General features: G+C 64.9%; 15 protein-coding genes. 7 read left to right on the top strand and 8 right to left on the bottom strand.

From position 1 onward, the window contains the following. Positions 1-28: 28 nt before the first annotated feature. A complete protein-coding gene (gene pdeM / locus ACN0SE_RS02875) occupies positions 29-715 on the top strand; it encodes a ligase-associated DNA damage response endonuclease PdeM (RefSeq protein ID WP_417522975.1) in 687 nt (228 codons plus the stop codon). Here pdeM and ACN0SE_RS02870 read toward each other — a convergent pair. After that, positions 673-1,446, bottom strand: a complete 774-nt coding sequence (locus ACN0SE_RS02870; RefSeq protein ID WP_417522974.1) for a LytTR family DNA-binding domain-containing protein — start codon at positions 1,444-1,446, stop codon at positions 673-675. The two genes, pdeM and ACN0SE_RS02870, sit on opposite strands and share 43 nt — an antisense overlap. 212 nt (positions 1,447-1,658) lie before the next feature. Between ACN0SE_RS02870 and ACN0SE_RS02865 the strand changes: the two genes are divergently transcribed. Further along, on the top strand, positions 1,659-2,018 hold the full coding sequence (locus ACN0SE_RS02865; RefSeq protein WP_417522973.1) for a PaaI family thioesterase: 360 nt from the start codon (positions 1,659-1,661) through the stop codon (positions 2,016-2,018). A 6-nt stretch (positions 2,019-2,024) separates the two neighbouring features. On the opposite strand, the gene folD is transcribed toward ACN0SE_RS02865, so the two are convergent. The 5 genes from folD to tilS form a co-directional block, all read right to left on the bottom strand. Next, on the bottom strand, positions 2,025-2,927 hold the full coding sequence (gene folD, locus ACN0SE_RS02860; protein ID WP_417522972.1) for a bifunctional methylenetetrahydrofolate dehydrogenase/methenyltetrahydrofolate cyclohydrolase FolD: 903 nt from the start codon (positions 2,925-2,927) through the stop codon (positions 2,025-2,027). Then, the gene (locus ACN0SE_RS02855) at positions 2,924-3,235 is read right to left on the bottom strand and encodes a chorismate mutase (RefSeq protein WP_417522971.1); all 312 of its coding nucleotides are present in this window, start codon (positions 3,233-3,235) and stop codon (positions 2,924-2,926) included. The genes folD and ACN0SE_RS02855 overlap by 4 nt, the downstream gene beginning before the upstream one ends. Before the next feature lie 93 nt (positions 3,236-3,328). Continuing rightward, the gene (locus ACN0SE_RS02850; protein WP_417522970.1) at positions 3,329-5,005 is read right to left on the bottom strand and encodes a formate--tetrahydrofolate ligase; all 1,677 of its coding nucleotides are present in this window, start codon (positions 5,003-5,005) and stop codon (positions 3,329-3,331) included. A 465-nt stretch (positions 5,006-5,470) separates the two neighbouring features. Beyond that, positions 5,471-7,384, bottom strand: a complete 1,914-nt coding sequence (gene ftsH, locus ACN0SE_RS02845) for an ATP-dependent zinc metalloprotease FtsH (RefSeq protein ID WP_417522969.1) — start codon at positions 7,382-7,384, stop codon at positions 5,471-5,473. Between the two features lie 79 nt (positions 7,385-7,463). Then, positions 7,464-8,732, bottom strand: a complete 1,269-nt coding sequence (tilS, locus tag ACN0SE_RS02840; RefSeq protein ID WP_417522968.1) for a tRNA lysidine(34) synthetase TilS — start codon at positions 8,730-8,732, stop codon at positions 7,464-7,466. A 493-nt stretch (positions 8,733-9,225) separates the two neighbouring features. On the opposite strand from tilS, the gene ACN0SE_RS02835 reads away from it, so the two are divergent. The 5 genes from ACN0SE_RS02835 to ACN0SE_RS02815 all read left to right on the top strand — a co-directional run bounded on the left by ACN0SE_RS02835 (position 9,226) and on the right by ACN0SE_RS02815 (position 15,416). Further along, a complete protein-coding gene (locus ACN0SE_RS02835) occupies positions 9,226-10,881 on the top strand; it encodes a tyrosinase family protein (protein ID WP_417522967.1) in 1,656 nt (551 codons plus the stop codon). 451 nt (positions 10,882-11,332) lie between these two features. Continuing rightward, positions 11,333-12,154: an MBL fold metallo-hydrolase gene (locus tag ACN0SE_RS02830; RefSeq protein ID WP_417522966.1), complete on the top strand. Its 822-nt coding sequence runs from the start codon at positions 11,333-11,335 to the stop codon at positions 12,152-12,154. Between the two features lie 111 nt (positions 12,155-12,265). Then, positions 12,266-13,303 carry a GlxA family transcriptional regulator gene (locus tag ACN0SE_RS02825; RefSeq protein ID WP_417522965.1) on the top strand — a complete coding sequence of 346 codons (1,038 nt, stop codon included), beginning with the start codon at positions 12,266-12,268 and terminating at the stop codon, positions 13,301-13,303. A gap of 288 nt (positions 13,304-13,591) precedes the next feature. Beyond that, positions 13,592-14,173 carry a LysE family translocator gene (locus tag ACN0SE_RS02820; RefSeq protein WP_417522964.1) on the top strand — a complete coding sequence of 194 codons (582 nt, stop codon included), beginning with the start codon at positions 13,592-13,594 and terminating at the stop codon, positions 14,171-14,173. A 175-nt stretch (positions 14,174-14,348) separates the two neighbouring features. Then, positions 14,349-15,416: an MBL fold metallo-hydrolase gene (locus ACN0SE_RS02815; protein ID WP_417522963.1), complete on the top strand. Its 1,068-nt coding sequence runs from the start codon at positions 14,349-14,351 to the stop codon at positions 15,414-15,416. 277 nt (positions 15,417-15,693) lie between these two features. Here the strand turns inward: ACN0SE_RS02815 and ACN0SE_RS02810 are convergent, their stop codons facing one another. Together ACN0SE_RS02810 and pal are read right to left on the bottom strand one after the other, a co-directional pair. Continuing rightward, positions 15,694-16,518, bottom strand: coding sequence for a tetratricopeptide repeat protein (locus tag ACN0SE_RS02810; RefSeq protein ID WP_417522962.1), 825 nt, complete (start codon positions 16,516-16,518; stop codon positions 15,694-15,696). An 86-nt stretch (positions 16,519-16,604) separates the two neighbouring features. Continuing rightward, on the bottom strand, positions 16,605-17,144 hold the full coding sequence (gene pal / locus ACN0SE_RS02805; RefSeq protein WP_417522961.1) for a peptidoglycan-associated lipoprotein Pal: 540 nt from the start codon (positions 17,142-17,144) through the stop codon (positions 16,605-16,607). Between the last annotated feature and the right edge of the window lie 82 nt (positions 17,145-17,226).

The following is a 17,226-nucleotide window of genomic DNA, read 5'->3' as shown; positions in this document are numbered from 1 at the left end:
GGGCGCGGCTTGCGGCAATGAACAGAGCATGAACACCTACGCTTTCTCCTTTGCCGGCGCGGCGCTGGTGGCGCGGCCCTCCGGCGCGCTGCACTGGCCCGAGGCCGGGCTGCTCTGCGTCTCTGACCTGCATCTCGGCAAATCGGCGCGGCAGGCGCGGCGCAATGGCGCGCAGCTGCCGCCGTATGACGTCGAGGACACGCTTTCGCGGCTCGAGGCCGAGGTGGAGGCGACCGGGGCCACGACGGTGATCTGCCTTGGCGACAGTTTCGACGATCTGCAGGCCTTCGAGGCGCTGCCCGAGGCGGCGCTGGACTGGATCACCCGGCTACAGGCCGGGCGGCGCTGGATCTGGATCGAGGGCAACCATGATCCGGGGCCGGTGGCGCTGGCTGGCGATCATCTGGCGCAGTTCCGGCTTGAGGGCCTGACCTTCCGGCATATCGCCAGCGACGACGCGCCGGGCGAGGTCTCGGGGCATTATCACCCCAAGCTGCGGCTGCGCGCGGCGTCTCGGGCCTGTTTCCTGGTGGATGCGACGCGACTGATCCTGCCGGCCTTCGGCACCTATACCGGGGGGTTGCGCTGCGACGATCCGGCGCTCGACCGGCTGATGGCGCCGAATGCGCTGGCGATCCTGACCGGCGCGCGGGCGCTGGCGGTGCCGATGCGTCAGAACAGGTCCGGCCGGGCCTCTTCCAGGCGCGGGCGATAGGTCCGGCTGACCGGCAGCTCGTCGCCATTGACCAGCTGCACCATCAGCTTGCCGCTGCGGCGCTGCACAGCGTCCACTGCCTCGAGCGGGACCCAATGCGAACGGTGGACGTGACAGCCCGGCACCGGGTCCATTTCCTCGACCGCATCGGCAAAACGCATGCGGATCTGCTCGACCCCGCGATCTGTCGCCACTTCGGTCAGGTGATCATTGGCCGAGAGCCGGTAGACCTTGGCCTCGGACCAAGCCAGCCGGTTGAAGAGCCGCGGCTGCGGTTCGGTCTCTTCGGCCTCTTCTTCGGTCACCGGCGCATCGCTCAGGTAGGGGCGCAGCAGGTGGATCACCGAATAGACCGTCAGCGTCGGCACGAAGGTGTTGATCATGATCGACCAGAGCTTCGGGTCGAGCCCGGCGCCCAGAAGCGCCATCACCCCGGACCAGAGATAGACCAGCGGCGCAAAGGTCAGCGTCATCAGGACCGAGGCCACCAGCGCCGCGCGCCAAGGCACCAGCGGTTTGACGATACGATAGGAAATCTCGTCGAAAACCGCGCCGCAGACGATCGAAATGCCGATCAGCACCGACCAGAAGACGACCCGCATGCCGAATTCGAGTTGGCCATAGGTTCCAAAGGGTTGCGCGGTCACGGCCACGGCCGACAGGCCAAAGAAAACCGCCAGCGCAATGCGCGAGTCGCGCAGGCCTTGTACCCGTTGGATTATCGCCGCCATTACAGTCTGATCACCGTGATTATCGGAATGGTCAGGGTCTTCTTTCAACATCGTTGAATAATGCGTGGTCCGACTGTTTACAAATTACTTGCTGGTCCGGCATCCTCGGGCTCTCTCCGGGATGCGCAATAACGATGGGCTAAGGTATAACGATGGATTTGTCCCGCCAAAAGTTGGCTGACCTAAGGGAAAGTTTTGCCCGCCAGAGCCTGATGACGACCTTCGGCGCCAAGCTGTCCGCGATCGCCCCGGGGCGGGTCGAGATCACTGCGCCGATCGGTCCGGGGGTACTGCAGCAGCACGGCTTCGGCCATGCCGGGCTGACCTTTGCGCTGGGGGATACCGCCGCTGGCTATGCCGCGCTATCGCTGATGGCCGAGGGGGCCGAGGTGCTGACGGCGGAGATCAAGATCAACCTGCTGGCCCCGGCGCGCGGCCAGAGCCTGCGGGCGGTGGGCGAGGTGCTCAAGCCCGGCCGCAGGCTGGTGGTGGTGCGCGCCACGGTGCTGGCGCTGGACGGCGACCGCGAGACCGAGATCGCCGCCCTGCAGGGCACCATGGTGCCTGTGTAGCGCCGCTCAGGCGGTCAGACCCTCCGGCGCGGCGATGCCGTTGGCACGGCAGCAGGCGGTCAGCGTGTTGGCCAGCAGGCAGGCGATGGTCATCGGACCGACGCCGCCCGGTACCGGGGTAATCGCACCCGCCACCTCGGCACAGCTGTCGTAATGGCAATCGCCGACCAGCCGGGTCTTTCCTTCGCCCTTCTCGGGCGCATCGATGCGGTTGATGCCGACGTCGATCACCGTCGCGCCGGGCTTGATCCAGTCGCCGGTGACCATTTCGGGCCGGCCGACGGCGGCGACGACGATATCGGCCCGCCGGGTGACCTCCTGGATGTCCCTGGTGCGGCTGTGCGCGATGGTCACGGTGCAGCTGTCGCCCAGCAGCAACTGCGCCATCGGCTTGCCGACGATATTGGAGCGGCCCACCACCACGGCGTTGAGCCCCGAGAGCGAGCCGTGATGGTCCCGCAGCATCATCAGGCAGCCCAGCGGCGTGCAGGGCACCATGCTCTCCTGCCCCGTGCCCAGCAGCCCGACGTTGGAGATGTGGAAGCCGTCGACATCCTTGGCCGGGTCGATGGCATTGATCACCAGATCCTCGTCCAGATGATCGGGCAGCGGCAGCTGCACCAAGATGCCATGCACCGCCGGGTCGGTGTTGAGCTGTTCGACCAGCGCCAGAAGCTCTTCCTGAGAGATCGAGGCATCGCGCTTGTGCTCCCAGGAGTTCATGCCGACCTCGACGGTCTGCTTGCCTTTGGAGCGGACGTAGACCTGGCTCGCCGGGTCCTCGCCCACCAGCACCACCGCAAGGCCGGGGGTGATGCCGTGATCGGCCTTCAGCCGCGCCACATGCCCGGCCACCTCGCCCCTGATCCTGGCGGCAAAGCCCTTGCCGTCGATTACCTGCGCCGTCATCCGTCTGCTCCTTCGGTGCCCATCACCTGTTCTTCGCGGGCGATCATCGCGTCGATCAACAGTGCCCACATCGCCTCGGCGAGATCGCCGTCGAACCCCTTGGCCTCGGCCTCGCCCCGCACCTTGGCCAGCACATCCGCCACTCTGGATGGCGCGCGGGCGGCAATCCCCACCTGGGCCTTCAGCGCCGGCGCGCGGTCGATGTAGCGCACCCGCTCGGTATGGAGCGCGATGAGCTCGCGGTCGATCTCGTCGATCGTCGCGCGCAGCTCTGCCATTGTGTCGATCTTGTCGGGGGTCCTGCGCATGCCTGTCCTTCTCCGGTTGTGAAATATCCCCGCCGGAGGCAGGCGACGACCGGGCCGAGGTGGGCGCAAGGCCCGCCCCGGCCCGCCCCCCTTTTAGAACAATCCTTCGATCTGGCCACCCTCGTTCAGACGGATATTTTCCGAGGCCGGTTTCGACGGCAGGCCCGGCATGGTCATGATCTCGCCGCAGATTACCACGACGAACCCTGCCCCCGCCGCAAGCCGCACTTCGCGCACCGGAACCGAGTGGCCGGTGGGCGCGCCGCGCAGGTTCGGGTCGGTCGAGAAGCTGTATTGCGTCTTGGCCATGCAGACCGGCAGATCGCCGTAGCCCGCATCTTCCCACTCGCGCAGCTGGTTGCGGATCTTGGCGTCGGCCAGCACCTCGTCGGCGCGGTAGATCGACTTGGCGATGGTCTCAATCTTCTCGAACAGCGGCATTTCGTCGCGATAGAGCGGCGCAAATTGCGACATACCGGCATCGGCGATCTGCGCCACCCGGGTGGCCAGCGCCTCGGTGCCTTCAGACCCCTTGGCCCAGTGCTGGCAGAGGATCGCCTCGGAGCCCTGGCTGACCACGTAGTCCTTGACCGCCTGCACCTCGGCCTCGGTGTCGGTGACGAAATGGTTGATCGCCACCACCACCGGCACGCCGAAGCTCTTCACGTTCTGGATGTGGCGGCCGAGGTTGGGGCAGCCCTTCTTGATCGCCGCCACGTTTTCCTGGCCCAGATCGGCCTTGGCCACACCGCCGTTCATCTTCATCGCCCGGCAGGTCGCCACCAGCACCACGCAATCGGGCGCGAGGCCGGCCTTGCGGCACTTGATGTTCATGAACTTCTCGGCGCCCAGATCGGCGCCAAAGCCCGCTTCGGTCACCACGTAATCCGCCACCTTGAGCGCGGTCGAGGTCGCCATGACCGAGTTGCAGCCATGGGCGATGTTGGCAAAGGGGCCGCCGTGGACAAAGGCCGGGTTGTTTTCCAGCGTCTGCACCAGGTTGGGCTGCATCGCGTCCTTCAAGAGCACGGTCATCGCGCCGTCGGCCTTGATGTCGCGGCAGGTGATCGGCTGACGGTCGCGGGTATAGGCCACGATGATATCGCCCAGCCGCCGCTCGAGGTCCTGCAGCGAGGTGGCAAGGCAGAGGATCGCCATCACTTCGGAGGCCACGGTGATGTCGAACCCGGTCTGGCGCGGAAAGCCGTTGGCGACGCCGCCGAGCGAGGTCACCACATCGCGCAGCGCCCGGTCGTTCATGTCCATCACCCGGCGCCAGACCACCCGGCGCGGGTCGATTTCCAGCTCGTTGCCCCAGTAGATGTGGTTGTCAATCATCGCTGACAGCAGGTTGTGGGCGGTGGTGATGGCGTGGAAATCGCCGGTGAAATGCAGGTTCATGTCCTCCATCGGCACCACCTGGGCATAGCCGCCACCGGCCGCCCCGCCCTTCATCCCGAAGTTCGGCCCGAGCGAGGCCTCGCGTATGCAGATCGCCGCCTTCTTGCCGATCCGGTTGAGCCCGTCGCCGAGGCCCACGGTGGTCGTCGTCTTGCCCTCGCCGGCCGGGGTCGGGTTGATCGCAGTGACGAGGATCAGCTTGCCGGTCTTGTTGCCCTGAACGCTGTCGATGAACTCCTGGCTGACCTTGGCCTTGTCATGGCCGAAGGGCAGCAGGTGCTCCGAGCCGATGCCGAGCCTGGCACCGATCTCCTGGATCGGCTTCTTGTTGGCCTCGCGGGCGATTTCGATGTCGGATTTGTAGGACATGGACGCACTCCAGATGGGTTTGGCCCTGCATAGCGCGACATAGCGCCGCTGCCCGAGGTGAATCCGACATTTTGGCTGCGGGTTGCGGCGGGGGCGTGTGGGCTAGCGGCGAATAGGCGTAGCACCGGACGCCCAGCGCTCGCCGTCCCGGACCTGATCCGGGACCTCCCAGCCAACGCCAGCGCGCCCTGCGAGGCTCGCACCGAACCCAACCCCCCGCCCCATGCCGTCCCGGACTTGATCCGGGACCTCCCGGCCAACACCCGCACTCCCGCCAAATATCGCGCCACACCCAACCCCAAGCCCCGACGTCGCGGACCTCTCGGCCAGCCACTGGCCCGGACGCAAACCATGAGGCCCCGGATCAAGTCCGGGGCGCGACGGCGCACACACCCCTCAACGCAAAGAAAAACCCCCGAGGCCAACAGCCCCGGGGGTTCCCCATTCCTCATACCATCCGCCAGATCAGGCCGAAGGCTCGGGCTCCATGTCGCCCGAGGGCTTGGCCTTGGGCTTGGTCTTCGGGATCGCGGTGACCGAAGGCGCGTTGCCCTGGTCCGGCGTATCGTCCTCGTCCTCGCTGGCCTGCGGCGGCTCGCCCTTCATGACCCGCCGGATCTCTTCGCCAGTCAGCGTCTCGTATTCCAGCAGACCCTGCGCCAGCCGCTCCCATTCGTCCTTCTTCTCGATCAGGATCTCGTAGGCGCGGTCATAGGCGTTCTGGATGAAGCGCTTCACCTCGTCCTCGATCAGCTCCTTGGTATGGGCCGACACCGAGAGACCGGCGGTATTGCCGCTGTAGCCCTCATGCGCCTCGGAATAGTCGATGTTGCCGACCTTGTCGGACATCCCCCAGCGCAGCACCATGGCACGTGCCAGGGCAGACGCCTGCTGGATGTCGCCGGCCGGGCCGTTGGAGACGTTGTCGGGGCCGTACTTGATGATCTCGGCCGCCTTGCCCGCCATGGTCATGGCCAGCTTTTCCTCGCACTCGCTGCGGTGCCAGTTCAGCCGGTCGATTTCGGGCAGGCTCACCACCATGCCCAGCGCGCCACCGCGCGGGATGATCGTCGCCTTGTAGACCGGATCGCACTGCGGCAGCGACAGGCCGACGACGGCGTGACCGGCCTCGTGATAGGCGGTCTTTTCCTTCTGGTCGTCGGTCAGCACCATCGAGCGGCGCTCGGCGCCCATCATCACCTTGTCCTTGGCGTTCTCGAAGTCTTCCATCGTCACGAAACGCCGGCCGACACGGGCTGCCATCAGTGCCGCCTCGTTCACCAGGTTGGCGAGGTCCGCACCGGAGAATCCGGGGGTGCCGCGGGCAATGATCCGCATGTCGGCATCCGGGCCCAGCGGGATCTTGCGGGCGTGCACGTTGAGGATCTTCTCGCGGCCCTTGATGTCGGGGTTGGGCACGGTGACCTGACGGTCGAAGCGGCCGGGGCGCAGCAGCGCCGGGTCCAGCACGTCCTTGCGGTTGGTCGCGGCGATGATGATCACGCCTTCGTTGGCCTCGAAACCGTCCATCTCGACCAGCAGCTGGTTGAGGGTCTGTTCGCGCTCGTCGTTGCCGCCGCCGTAGCCGGCGCCACGATGGCGACCGACGGCGTCGATCTCGTCGATGAAGACGATGCAGGGCGCGTTCTTCTTGGCCTGTTCGAACATGTCGCGCACGCGGCTGGCACCGACACCCACGAACATCTCGACGAAGTCGGAGCCCGAGATGGTAAAGAACGGCACGCCCGCCTCACCCGCAATCGCACGCGCCAGCAGCGTCTTGCCGGTGCCCGGAGGGCCCACCAGCAGCGCGCCTTTCGGGATCTTGCCGCCGAGGCGCGAGAATTTCTGCGGGTTGCGCAGGAACTCGACGATCTCTTCCAGCTCTTCCTTGGCCTCGTCGATGCCTGCCACGTCGTCAAAGGTCACGCGGCCATGCTTTTCAGTCAGCATCTTGGCCTTGGACTTGCCAAAGCCCATCGCGCCGCCTTTGCCGCCGCCCTGCATCCGGTTCATGAAATAGATCCAGACACCGATCAGCAGCAGGAAGGGCAAGAGGCTCAGGATGAAGCTCTGGAACCCGGATTGTTCCTGGGATTCGGCATTCACCGCAACGCCATTGTCGATCAGCAGGCGGGTGACCTCGGCATCCTCGGGCTTGATGGTGACGTAATCGCGCCCATCCTTGCCGCGGAAGCGGATCGATTCCCCGTCGATCACGGCCGAAGAGACCTTGTCCTCTTCCACCAGCTGAACGAAGTCGGAATAGGGTGTGCTCTGGCTTTGCAGCGTGGTGCCACCGCCGGAAAAGAGATTGAAGAGCGTCAGGATCAGTACAAACAGCACGACCCAGAAGGCGATGTTACGCAGGTTGCCCAAGAAAGTTCTCCCGAAGGTTGGGTTTGGCCCGCTCTATAGCGCGCCCTTGTGGTGAAAAATAGGGGTTTGTGCGTCACATTCAATGTGTCGCGAGGAATGCGGCAAAGCCCCGGCGCCCCGCCACCGGCCGGATGTCGTGGTCCGGCCCGAAACCCGCCGGTGCAAAAGCCACCAGCCGGGCACCGTCAAACACCGCCGGCTGGGCGATCAGGCTCTGGTAGGGCAGGCCCTCGGGCCGCTCCGGCAGCTGCGCCGCCCCCTTCGGCCCCAGCGCCCTGACCGCCAGCCCGGTGATCCCGTCGCCACACAGCCGCAGCCGTCCGTCCCAGACTGCGCCCGCCGTCACGCGGGCCTCGGCCACCGCCGCATGCTCCCGAAAAATCCGGATCTCCGCCCGCTCGGCCCGCATCAGGCAGCCGTGCAGGCTGGCCTTGCCGCCGGACAGCACCTGCTCCGCCGCCGCCTCCAGCGCGCGCGCCCGCGGACGATAAGCCTGGCCAGAGACATATTGCAGCCCCGCCGCCAGCAGCCGCAGCCGGGTCTCCTCCTCGAGCCCGCCCAGCATATCCCGGTCAAACAGCAGATCGCCCCAGACCTCCCGCACGCCCCGTTCTGCCGCCGCGACAGCCCTTGCCCGCAAGGCCTGTTGCGCCCGCCCCATCCGCTGCGCGGTCTGCGCCAGCGCCGGCGCATCCAGCCCCAGCGGCGCCAACAGCGCCAGCGCCTGCCGCATCTTCACCCGGTCAAACCGTTGATCAAAATTCGACGGGTCCTCGACCCAACTGCCCTTGAGCACCCGCAAATAGTGCCGCAGTTCCTCCCGCCGCACCTCGAGCAACGGCCGCACCACCCAGAAGCCGCCACCGGCGCCCTCGCCTGGCACGAACCGCCTCGCCGCCATCCCCGCCAGCCCGTCGACCCCCGAGCCGCGCGCCAGCCGCATCAGCACGGTCTCGGCCTGGTCCTCCAGGGTATGCGCCATCAGCACATGGCCCAGCTCGCCGCGCCACGCATCAATGAGCCGCAGCCGCGCCGCCCTCGCCGCCTCCTGCAGGTTGCCGCCCCCGTCCCAGCCCTGCCACGTCAGAATGTCATGATCATGCCCCAGCGCCGCGCATTCCTGCGCCACCATCCGGGCCTCACCCCCGCTTTCGGGCCGCAGCCCATGGTCCACCGTCACCACCCGCAGCTGCACCCCGAAGCGATGCGTCCAGTTGTGCGCCAGGGTGAGCAGCGCCATGCTGTCGCCACCGCCGGACACCGCCAGCCCGATCTCCTCGGGAAACTCCGGCCCCAACAGGCGACCCATCATCCCGGCAAAATGGCTTTCAAGATCGACAGACGTCATCCCGGCGCCGCCTCCTTCATTCCTCTTGCCGAAAATACCCTCGGGGGAGTCGCCCATGGCGACGGGGGCAGCGCCCCCTTGCCCAGCCGTGAATTGCACTCTTGGCGTACTGTTCGTCAACTGTGACGCGCTTGCAAGGCACCGCTTGATCAAATGGCATGCAATCGCACTCGAAAGCCTGCCTGCTGCTAGGCGTGCAACACGTAGCCCATCCCGCCCCTCCAAGGCAGCGCAGCGTAAAGCTCGTGAGTTTTGAGCCTGAATCCGCTACAAAGCACCATTGTAGGTGGTGCAGGCAAAAAACGGCGCAATCAGCCGATGAATTCAGATGCCCGGAAAGCTGGGCATCGCCGGATCGCCAACCTGACGGATTACTGGCGAACACCGAAGGATAGTTACGGTTTCACGCGCCTATACCGATCTGTTTCTAAACGTTTTTTTACCGCCCCATGCACAGGGCTTCCTCTCGTTCACATTTGAAGAAGGACCAACAATGACCAGACATCAGGCACAAAGCATTTCACGCCGCACACTTCTGCAATCCGGGGCCGCGTCCGCGGCGGCGTTGACGTTTGCGCCGACCGTGCTGCGGGCTCAGGGCGCCCGCGTCCGCAAGAACATGACGAGCCAAGGCGGTCTTGTCGATCTGCAGACCTACGGCGAAGGCGTGACCGAGATGCTGAAGCTGCCTTTGAGCGACGGGCGCAACTGGTATCGCCAGGGCTTCGTTCATTTCATCGACTGCCCTCATGGAAACTGGTGGTTCACCAGCTGGCACCGCGGATATCTTGGCCATTTCGAAGAGATCATTCGCGAGTTGACCGGCAAGGAAGACTTCATGCTGCCCTATTGGGATTGGACAGAGCCTGCCCACTCTGTGCCCGCGTCGATGTTCGGCAGTGACAATCCGCTCGACCCGGTCAATTTCAGGTCGCCCGCGGCCAGTTTCATCGCCACCAAGGAGGAGTTCCAGAAAACGGTGCGCCCGGTGATGGAAGACTTCTGGAACCATATGACGCCGGCGCAGAAAGCCGAGCAGGACAAGCGATCCAATACCGACTTCGATGTCATGTGGGCCCAGAAGCACCTCGACAACGCCACCTATGCCTTCCAGGAACGGAAGTTCGCGCGTTTTCTGACCGAAGCGAACCCGAAGCTGGACGCGCGCACGCGAAAGATGGTCGCGCTTGACGGGATTCTCGGCAACCTCGCGCCGACGGAATTTGCCGGTCCGTTCAAGGGCAAGGATGATCCGTTCTTCGAGAATTCGGTGACCGACAGTCACCAGATCACAGGCAAATTCAGCGGTTTGTCGGCGACCCATAACCTGGTTCACAACAGTACCGGCGGCTTCGAGGATGAAAAAGAAAACTACGTTGAACCCTCCGGCAACATGACAAACAATCTGTCGCCGTTGGATCCGATCTTTTTCCTGCATCATTGCAACATAGACCGGTTGTGGGACGTCTGGACTCGCAAACAACAAGCCCTCGGATTGCCGATTGCCCCGACGGGGGACCTGCTCGAGCCCTACAAGAAAGAGCCATACCTGTTCTTCTTCGACCGCGCCGGTGACCGCGTCAGCGGCACGCCCACATCATGGGACTACTTCGAGACAGGCGCCTTCGAGTACAGCTATCAGCCAGGCTCTGGTGAGCAAGCCGTCCCCCCGACGACCAGGCTTGCGAAAAGCGAGAATGTCGCCGGCGCCATGGCGGTGGCATCCGCCGGTCGCCTTGCCCCAGCCGTGGACGCGGTCGTCTCAGGCGCATTGGCGCGGTCCATCGCGCAACCCAAGGACAGCACGGTCCACCTGGCAACCGTTACCTTCGTGCCACCTGCCGACAGCCGTGGGAAGGTTTTCGATCTTTATATCTCGCCCAAGGGACAGCCGCCGGTCCTTGGCCTGAACAGCCCCGAATTTGCCGGCAGCTTTGCGTTCTTTGGACACGGGCACAACACGGAGACCGGGTTTACCGTGCCGATCGATGCGGTGCTGGATCGCATGGCAGAAGACGGACTTCTGACCGAAGGCGCGGAACTGTCGTTCTCGCTGGTCGTTGCAGGACGTGACACCGCCGAGGCAGTCAGCCTGGAGGACAATGGTGTGCTGCAGTCGGTGAGCGTTCACGTCATTTCCGAGGGGTAAGTGATCGCGTTCGCCAGTCTCTGCGACGGGAGGTGCGACGCCATCAGTCGCGTTGAGGCGATCCGAGTACGGCCCGTCCGGCAGGCTGAGACAGCTTGCCGGGCGGGCTGGCTTGGTGGCAAAATGCAGCATGGCAGCGGTCACGCGAGGCCCGCCTGACCCCCTCTGCTGGAACTTCGGTTTCGGCCGCCAAGCCCAGGGCGACAGCAGATTTGCGTTGGAAATCATGGACAGAGTGGACTTGCGGGCCTACGCTGGGCACGCAGGACGGCTCTTTTGCGTCGTGACGGATCGAGAGTGTCCGGAAGAGCGCGCCGCCCCTTGCCTATTCTGCCAACATCAACGGAACCTGCGATCGTCCATCTGCCTGCCACACCATTGAACCCTTGTGGAGTGAGAAAAATTGACCCCACCAGCAGGCGTGTTCAGATCGCGCATCGGCAAATATCAGGTGACCGCGCTTTACGACGGCGCGATCCAGGTTCCGAATGACGTCTTTCTCGGAGAGGATCGCCGGAAGATCGAGGATGCCCTTCAGAACGGCGGCATGGGGCTGGGGCCTGACCTGGTGCCGATCCCGGTTCTGGCCTTCTGCCTGCAGTCGGAGGATGCGACGATCCTGATCGACGCCGGGCTCGGCGCGGTTGACGCGTTTGGCCCCGGAACCGGGCATGTGGCTAACGCGCTTGCCGTAGCGGGAATCCAGCCATCAGACGTTTCGCTTGTGGTGGTGACCCACGCGCATCCCGACCACATCGGCGGACTGCTGACAGGCAAAGAGCCGAGCTTTCCCAATGCCCGCGTGGTGATGGCCGAAGCCGAGCACGGGTTCTGGTCTGACGCCGGGATCACGGCGCAAGCGCCGGAGGAAATGCGCGGGTTCTTTCACCTCGCGCAGGGGATGTTCGGCGCTTACAGAGATTGTCTGGACCTGGTGTCGCCTGACACCGAAATTCACAGCGGCATCCGACTTGAGGCTGCGCCGGGGCACACCCCGGGTCATTCGATTCTGCATATCGATGGCGGGGACCAGCAATTCGCTATGATGGCCGACATCGTGCACAACGCGGTTCTGCAGACATGCCATCCGGAGATCGGATTTGCCTTTGACGTCGATCCGGGACAGGCGGCTGCGACACGATCCGGCCTGCTGGATCGCTGCGCTGCGGACAATGTGCTGATTGCAGCTTCACATGTGCCCTTTCCCGGGCTTGGGCGGTTCCTGCGGGACGGCGCCGGGTATCGGTATCTGCCGGCGACGCTGGCCGGATGAGCGATCTTTGCCCTGCAGCTCGGTGGTGCTGTCCCGGCCCGCGACACCGGCGAATGACATGACGGGGCGTGCGGCACACGGAATACTTGCGACTGGTAGGGGCAGACTACGATGACACGACGTATCATGATCCTCGTCTATCCGGGCTGCATGGCGCTTGATATCGTCGGCCCCTCGGACACGTTTTTGATGGCCAATACTGTCGTCCGCGAACATTCCGGCCAGTCGGCCGAAGCCGCCTATGACGTTTCGCTGGTTGCGCCGACGCTCGGAAGCCTCAAGACCGCCGGTTCCATCATCACGATAAACGTCGATCGCAGGTGCGAAGACGTCACCGATGCCGAGCTGGACGACACCGATCTGGTGCTTGTCAGCGGCGGCGTCTCGGCAATCGATATCCGCACCGATCCGGGGATGCTGGACTTCATCAACCGCGCCTACGGCCGCGCCAACCGGATCGGTTCGATCTGCACGGGGGCCTTTCTGCTGGCCGAGGCGGGCATTATCGGCGGCCGCAAGGCAGCAACCCATTGGCGCAAGGCCAAGGTGCTGCAGGAGGCCTATCCGGATGTCGAGGTCGAGCCGGCCAGCATTGTCTGCAAGGATGGCAACGTCTGGACCTCCGGCGGCATCACGTCCGGCATCGATCTGGCGCTGTCGATCGTCGAAGAAGACCTCGGGCCGGAAATTGCCCGCTCGGTCGCCCGCCTGATGGTGACGCACATGGCGCGGCGCGGCGGTCAGAACCAGTATGAGGATATCGATCTCGACGCCCCGACGCGCGTCGGAGCGGCGGATGTGGTGATGCAGGAAATACTCATCTACATCCGCGTCCACCCGACCAGGGACCTCAGGCTCGAGACGCTGGCCGAGCAGTTCAACCTGACGGAAAAGACACTTGCCCGGCACTTCAAGTCGTTCTCGGGACGGACGATCGGGAAGTATGTCGAAGAGGTCCGCCTTGTCCATGCGCAGGCGCGGCTGGAAAACTCGGGCGAATCCTTGAGCGAAATCGCCCGCAGTTCGGGGTTTCCGTCGAACGAGGCGTTGCGCAGGGCCTTTTCCAAACGCTTCTCGATTACGCCGGCAGAGTTCCGTGCGCGGTTTCGGACCGCCGCAGAGCAGGTGCAGCGGCCCGCCGCCGAATGAGCAGGCGCATGTTCGCCAGTGCCCTGACCGCTCATGTGCGCCGCCTGTTCCGGGCCCTGTCCTGCCGCCGTTCAAGCCGCGCGAAAAACCGGGACCACGCCGGCGGTTTGCCACGTCAGACGATCCCACAGGCAGCAAACCAGAGCATTGAAGCAGTCTGGCTCGTGCCACTTTGTCCGAATTTGCGTGTCTTCTGTCCTGTGTCCGACATCGCGGAATCCGTAGTCTTGTTTGATCAACAAGACAGGAACCTTTGCAATGTCTTACTCAGATTTAGCTACATATTTCATGACCTTGGTGGCAATTTCCCTCGCGCCCGGCCCGGTTTTCCTGATGTTGCTGGTGCGGTCGGCCAGCAACGACGTCTCGGGCGCGATCGGCTTTGCCATCGGTTACGCGATCGGCGGGATCGCGATCATTTCGGTGGTCTGCTTCGGGCTCGGCACGTGGCTCACGGCGGTTCCCGAGGTTCTCGAATACAGCAAGTACGTCATGATGGCTTACATGACCTGGCTGGCCTACGGCATCTGGAACGGCGACTTCGACCTGAACAAATCCTGCGACGCGCCGCGCCGCCCGATCCTTTCCTCGATCTTCGCCGGGGTGTTCACCTGCTTCATCTCGCCCTACATGTTGGTTTTGTTCCCGCTGGTGCTGCCCGAGATGATGGACATCACCCTGATCCGGATGCCCGAATTCCTGATCATTGCGGTCACGACCTTCCTTTCCCTGTTCGGAAGCGCGTCCCTGATCGTGGGCTTTGCCGCCCCGCTGCGCCGCCTGGCCAAATCGCCGCTCTCGATGCGCATCATGAACCGTTCGCTGGCGACGATCCTGGTCTCGGTCGGCGGCTGGATGGCCCTGACCTGACCCGCGGGCACCCAGTTACGATGCATGCAGATGACCAATGTCAGCGAGCTTCGGCTCGCTGACTTCCCGCGACGGGCCACCCTCTGGCGAAGGTGAGGTTGCGGCCCGGATCACCAACCTTGTTAGCCCGTCACGCGCCCCCGAGACTCGGCCGTGACACAATCAGGAGAGCGCCATGCCGAAATTCATGAGCAAGAGAACCCGCATAGCAGTGGCGACAGCGCTTTTGATCGGGGGGGCGCCGCAGGCCTTTGCGGCCAACTGTCTTGAGGTCACCCTAACCGGCACACAGGGCGGACCGGCCGTATTCAACGGGCTGGCCGGGGCCGGTACCCTGGTGCGATATGGCCCCGAGGAGAATGGCTGCTCCGACATCCTGCTGCAATTCGATGCCGGCCGTGGCACGCTGCAGCGCCTGTCGCAGATCGATGTGACGGTCCTTCAAATCCAGACGATCTTTTTGACGCATGTCCATTCCGACCACGTCGATGGTCTGGCCGATCTGATGCAGTTGCGCTGGCACCTGGGGTCGCAGATGCCAAAGGTCGATCTGGTGTGCAGCCAGGACGCGCCCTCGCCCACCGGACATGCGATGAGCTGCACGGAACTGGCCGAACATATCGGCGATCCCTACCTCCGGTCCGGCGAAATCGCCCAGCGATTGGCCGAGAACCCTGATCGGCGGCCCGGCGGCCCGGCGGACCTTCTGAACATCGAGGCGTTCACCCCCGGCAACGAGCCCGCCGAAGTCTGGCGTCACGACGACGTGGTCGTCAGCGCCATCGCGTCACGCCATGTCCCGGGGCACGTCTCCTACAGGGTCGATACGCCGGCCGGGAGCGTCGTGATTGCCGGCGACGCCTCCAACGATACGCCTCAGCCGCCGCGCGACAGCTCCGTGTCGGCAAATGTCGAGACCCTGACGCAAGGCGCCGACATCCTGGTCCACAGCGTGATCCATCGCATCATGGGTCCGGACGGCGCCAGCGGATTTCCACCCTCGGTCTACCACCGCCAAAGCACCGCCGAAGACCTCGGCGCGATGGCAGAACGGGCCGGCGTCGCCAGCCTGATCTACACGCATCTCATCCCACCTTTGGGCGCTGCGGCGATGGGGCCTTACCCCGTGCAGCCCGGCGGGCTGAGCGCGGCCGATTACGAAGCCTCCGCGCGCGAGGGCGGATATTCCGGCAACGTGATCGTCGGAACCGATCTGGCGACGCTCAGGATCCCCGCGGAATAACGCTTCGCGGATCAAGCGAAGGGTCTCTTGAGCGCGGGCACTTTCGGGAAACAATCAAGCTCCCGTTCAGGCGCACAGCTGAAATCCATGGTTCAACCTGAACTTCACCACGGGAAGGTCCGATTGATCGCCGAAAACTCGCAAGGCAAATGCGCTACGGGTGCCTGGCCCCTTCGATGCGCTTGATATTGCGCAAGTCTCAGGGCACAGCACCACCCGAATTCAGGCCCGATCAAAGGCCGGGAAGTGCCCCCATCCCCGGGCAACAGCGTCCCGCTCAGGAACAGCCGAGCCGCGCCTGCTCTGCCTTGGCGTCCGCCAGCTGGGGCGCCATGGGGAAACGCGGTTCGATCTCGGCCAGCATCTGGCAGGCCGCATCGGTCTGTCCCAGCGTGCCCAGCGCGCGACCCAGGCTCAGAAGCGCCGGGGCCGCGGTGGCTTCGGCGTCGCGGGCCAGGGAATAGGCGTCAAGATAGGCGCGCGCGGCTTCCTTGGTGTTGCCCAGCTTTTCCAGCGCGGTGCCGCGCCCCAGGAGCGCCTTCGGCCCCAGAGGACCGCCGGGATAGGTCTCGTTGAAGTTGGTGAAAAGCTCGGCCGCACGCTCGTAGTCGCCGGCGGCCAGCGCCTCTTCGGCGCGGCGGAAGTCCTGCTCCTCGCTCATCGCCAGCGCCGGGCCTTCGCCTTCCGGCGGCGCCACGGGAACGGGGGCTGCCGGCGAGGTCACTTCCTCGCCGCCAAGGGTCGAGGTCTCGCCCAGCGCGCTCAGGTCGCCGCCTTCCAGCTCGACCAGCCGGAACTCCAGATCGCCGATCCGGTTGGTGCCGTCGGTGACGATGCGGTCGATGCGGTGCTCGAGTTCCTCGGTCTTGCCGGTGAGCCGCGACAGCTCCGCCTCGATCACCTGCACCCGGTCGAGAAGCGTCCCGGACCCGGCCGAGACATCGCTGCCGCCGGTGGTCGACAGCTCGCGCCGCAGCCGCTGCACCTCGATGTTGAGGAGCGTCAGGTCCTGGCGGATGTCCGCCAGGGTCTCTGCCCCCTGCTGCGCCGCCGCCGTCAGCGGCAGCCCCAGCACCAGTCCGAAGATCACAAGAATTCGCATTGCCGTCTCCCGCCCTTCCGGGGCCTCTAGTCCGCTCCGCCGTCCGCGACAGCCGGTGCAGGCGCGGGGCCTGCACCGGCCCCGGCTCAGCTCAGCGCGCTGCCGGCGATCACGGTGACCGCGCGGCGGTTCTTGGCGTAACAGGATTCGTCCGAGCAGATCTTGATCGGGCGTTCCTTGCCATAGGTGACAAAGCGCAGCCGGCTCGCCGGCACACCCTTGGACACCAGATATTCCCGCACCGCGTTGGCCCGACGGCCGCCCAGCGCGAGGTTGTATTCACGGGTGCCCTGCTCGTCCGCATGGCCTTCGATCACCGCCTGGTAATCGGCGTTGACCAGCAGCCATTCCGCCTGTGCGTCGAGCGTCGCCCGCGCCTCGGCGGTCAGGGTCGACTGGTCGACGAGAAACAGCACGCGGTCGCCGATCGCCTGCTGGAAATAAGCCGGGCTGCTGGGATCGCCCGCGCCGCCGGGCGTATAGCTTGCACCGCCGCCGCCAGCGCCGGCACCGGCCCCCGCACTGCCGTCGAGGCGCGGGTCATCCTGGCCGAAGCGGCCGGCATTGGTACAGGCCGAAAGGGCCAGAGCGCCCACGAGAAGCGCGATCTTGCTGTAATGTGTCATGGTTCCTGTCCTGCTCCGTGGCATTTCGCCATTGTTGTCCGCGAGCCTAGCACAGGCTGGCTCGCCTTTACATCCTTGTTGT

The organism is Marinovum sp., assembly GCF_048263515.1.
GTDB lineage: Bacteria > Pseudomonadota > Alphaproteobacteria > Rhodobacterales > Rhodobacteraceae > Marinovum.
The sequence above is the reverse complement of the archived record's forward strand: the minus strand, read 5'-3'. Positions and strand labels throughout refer to the sequence as shown.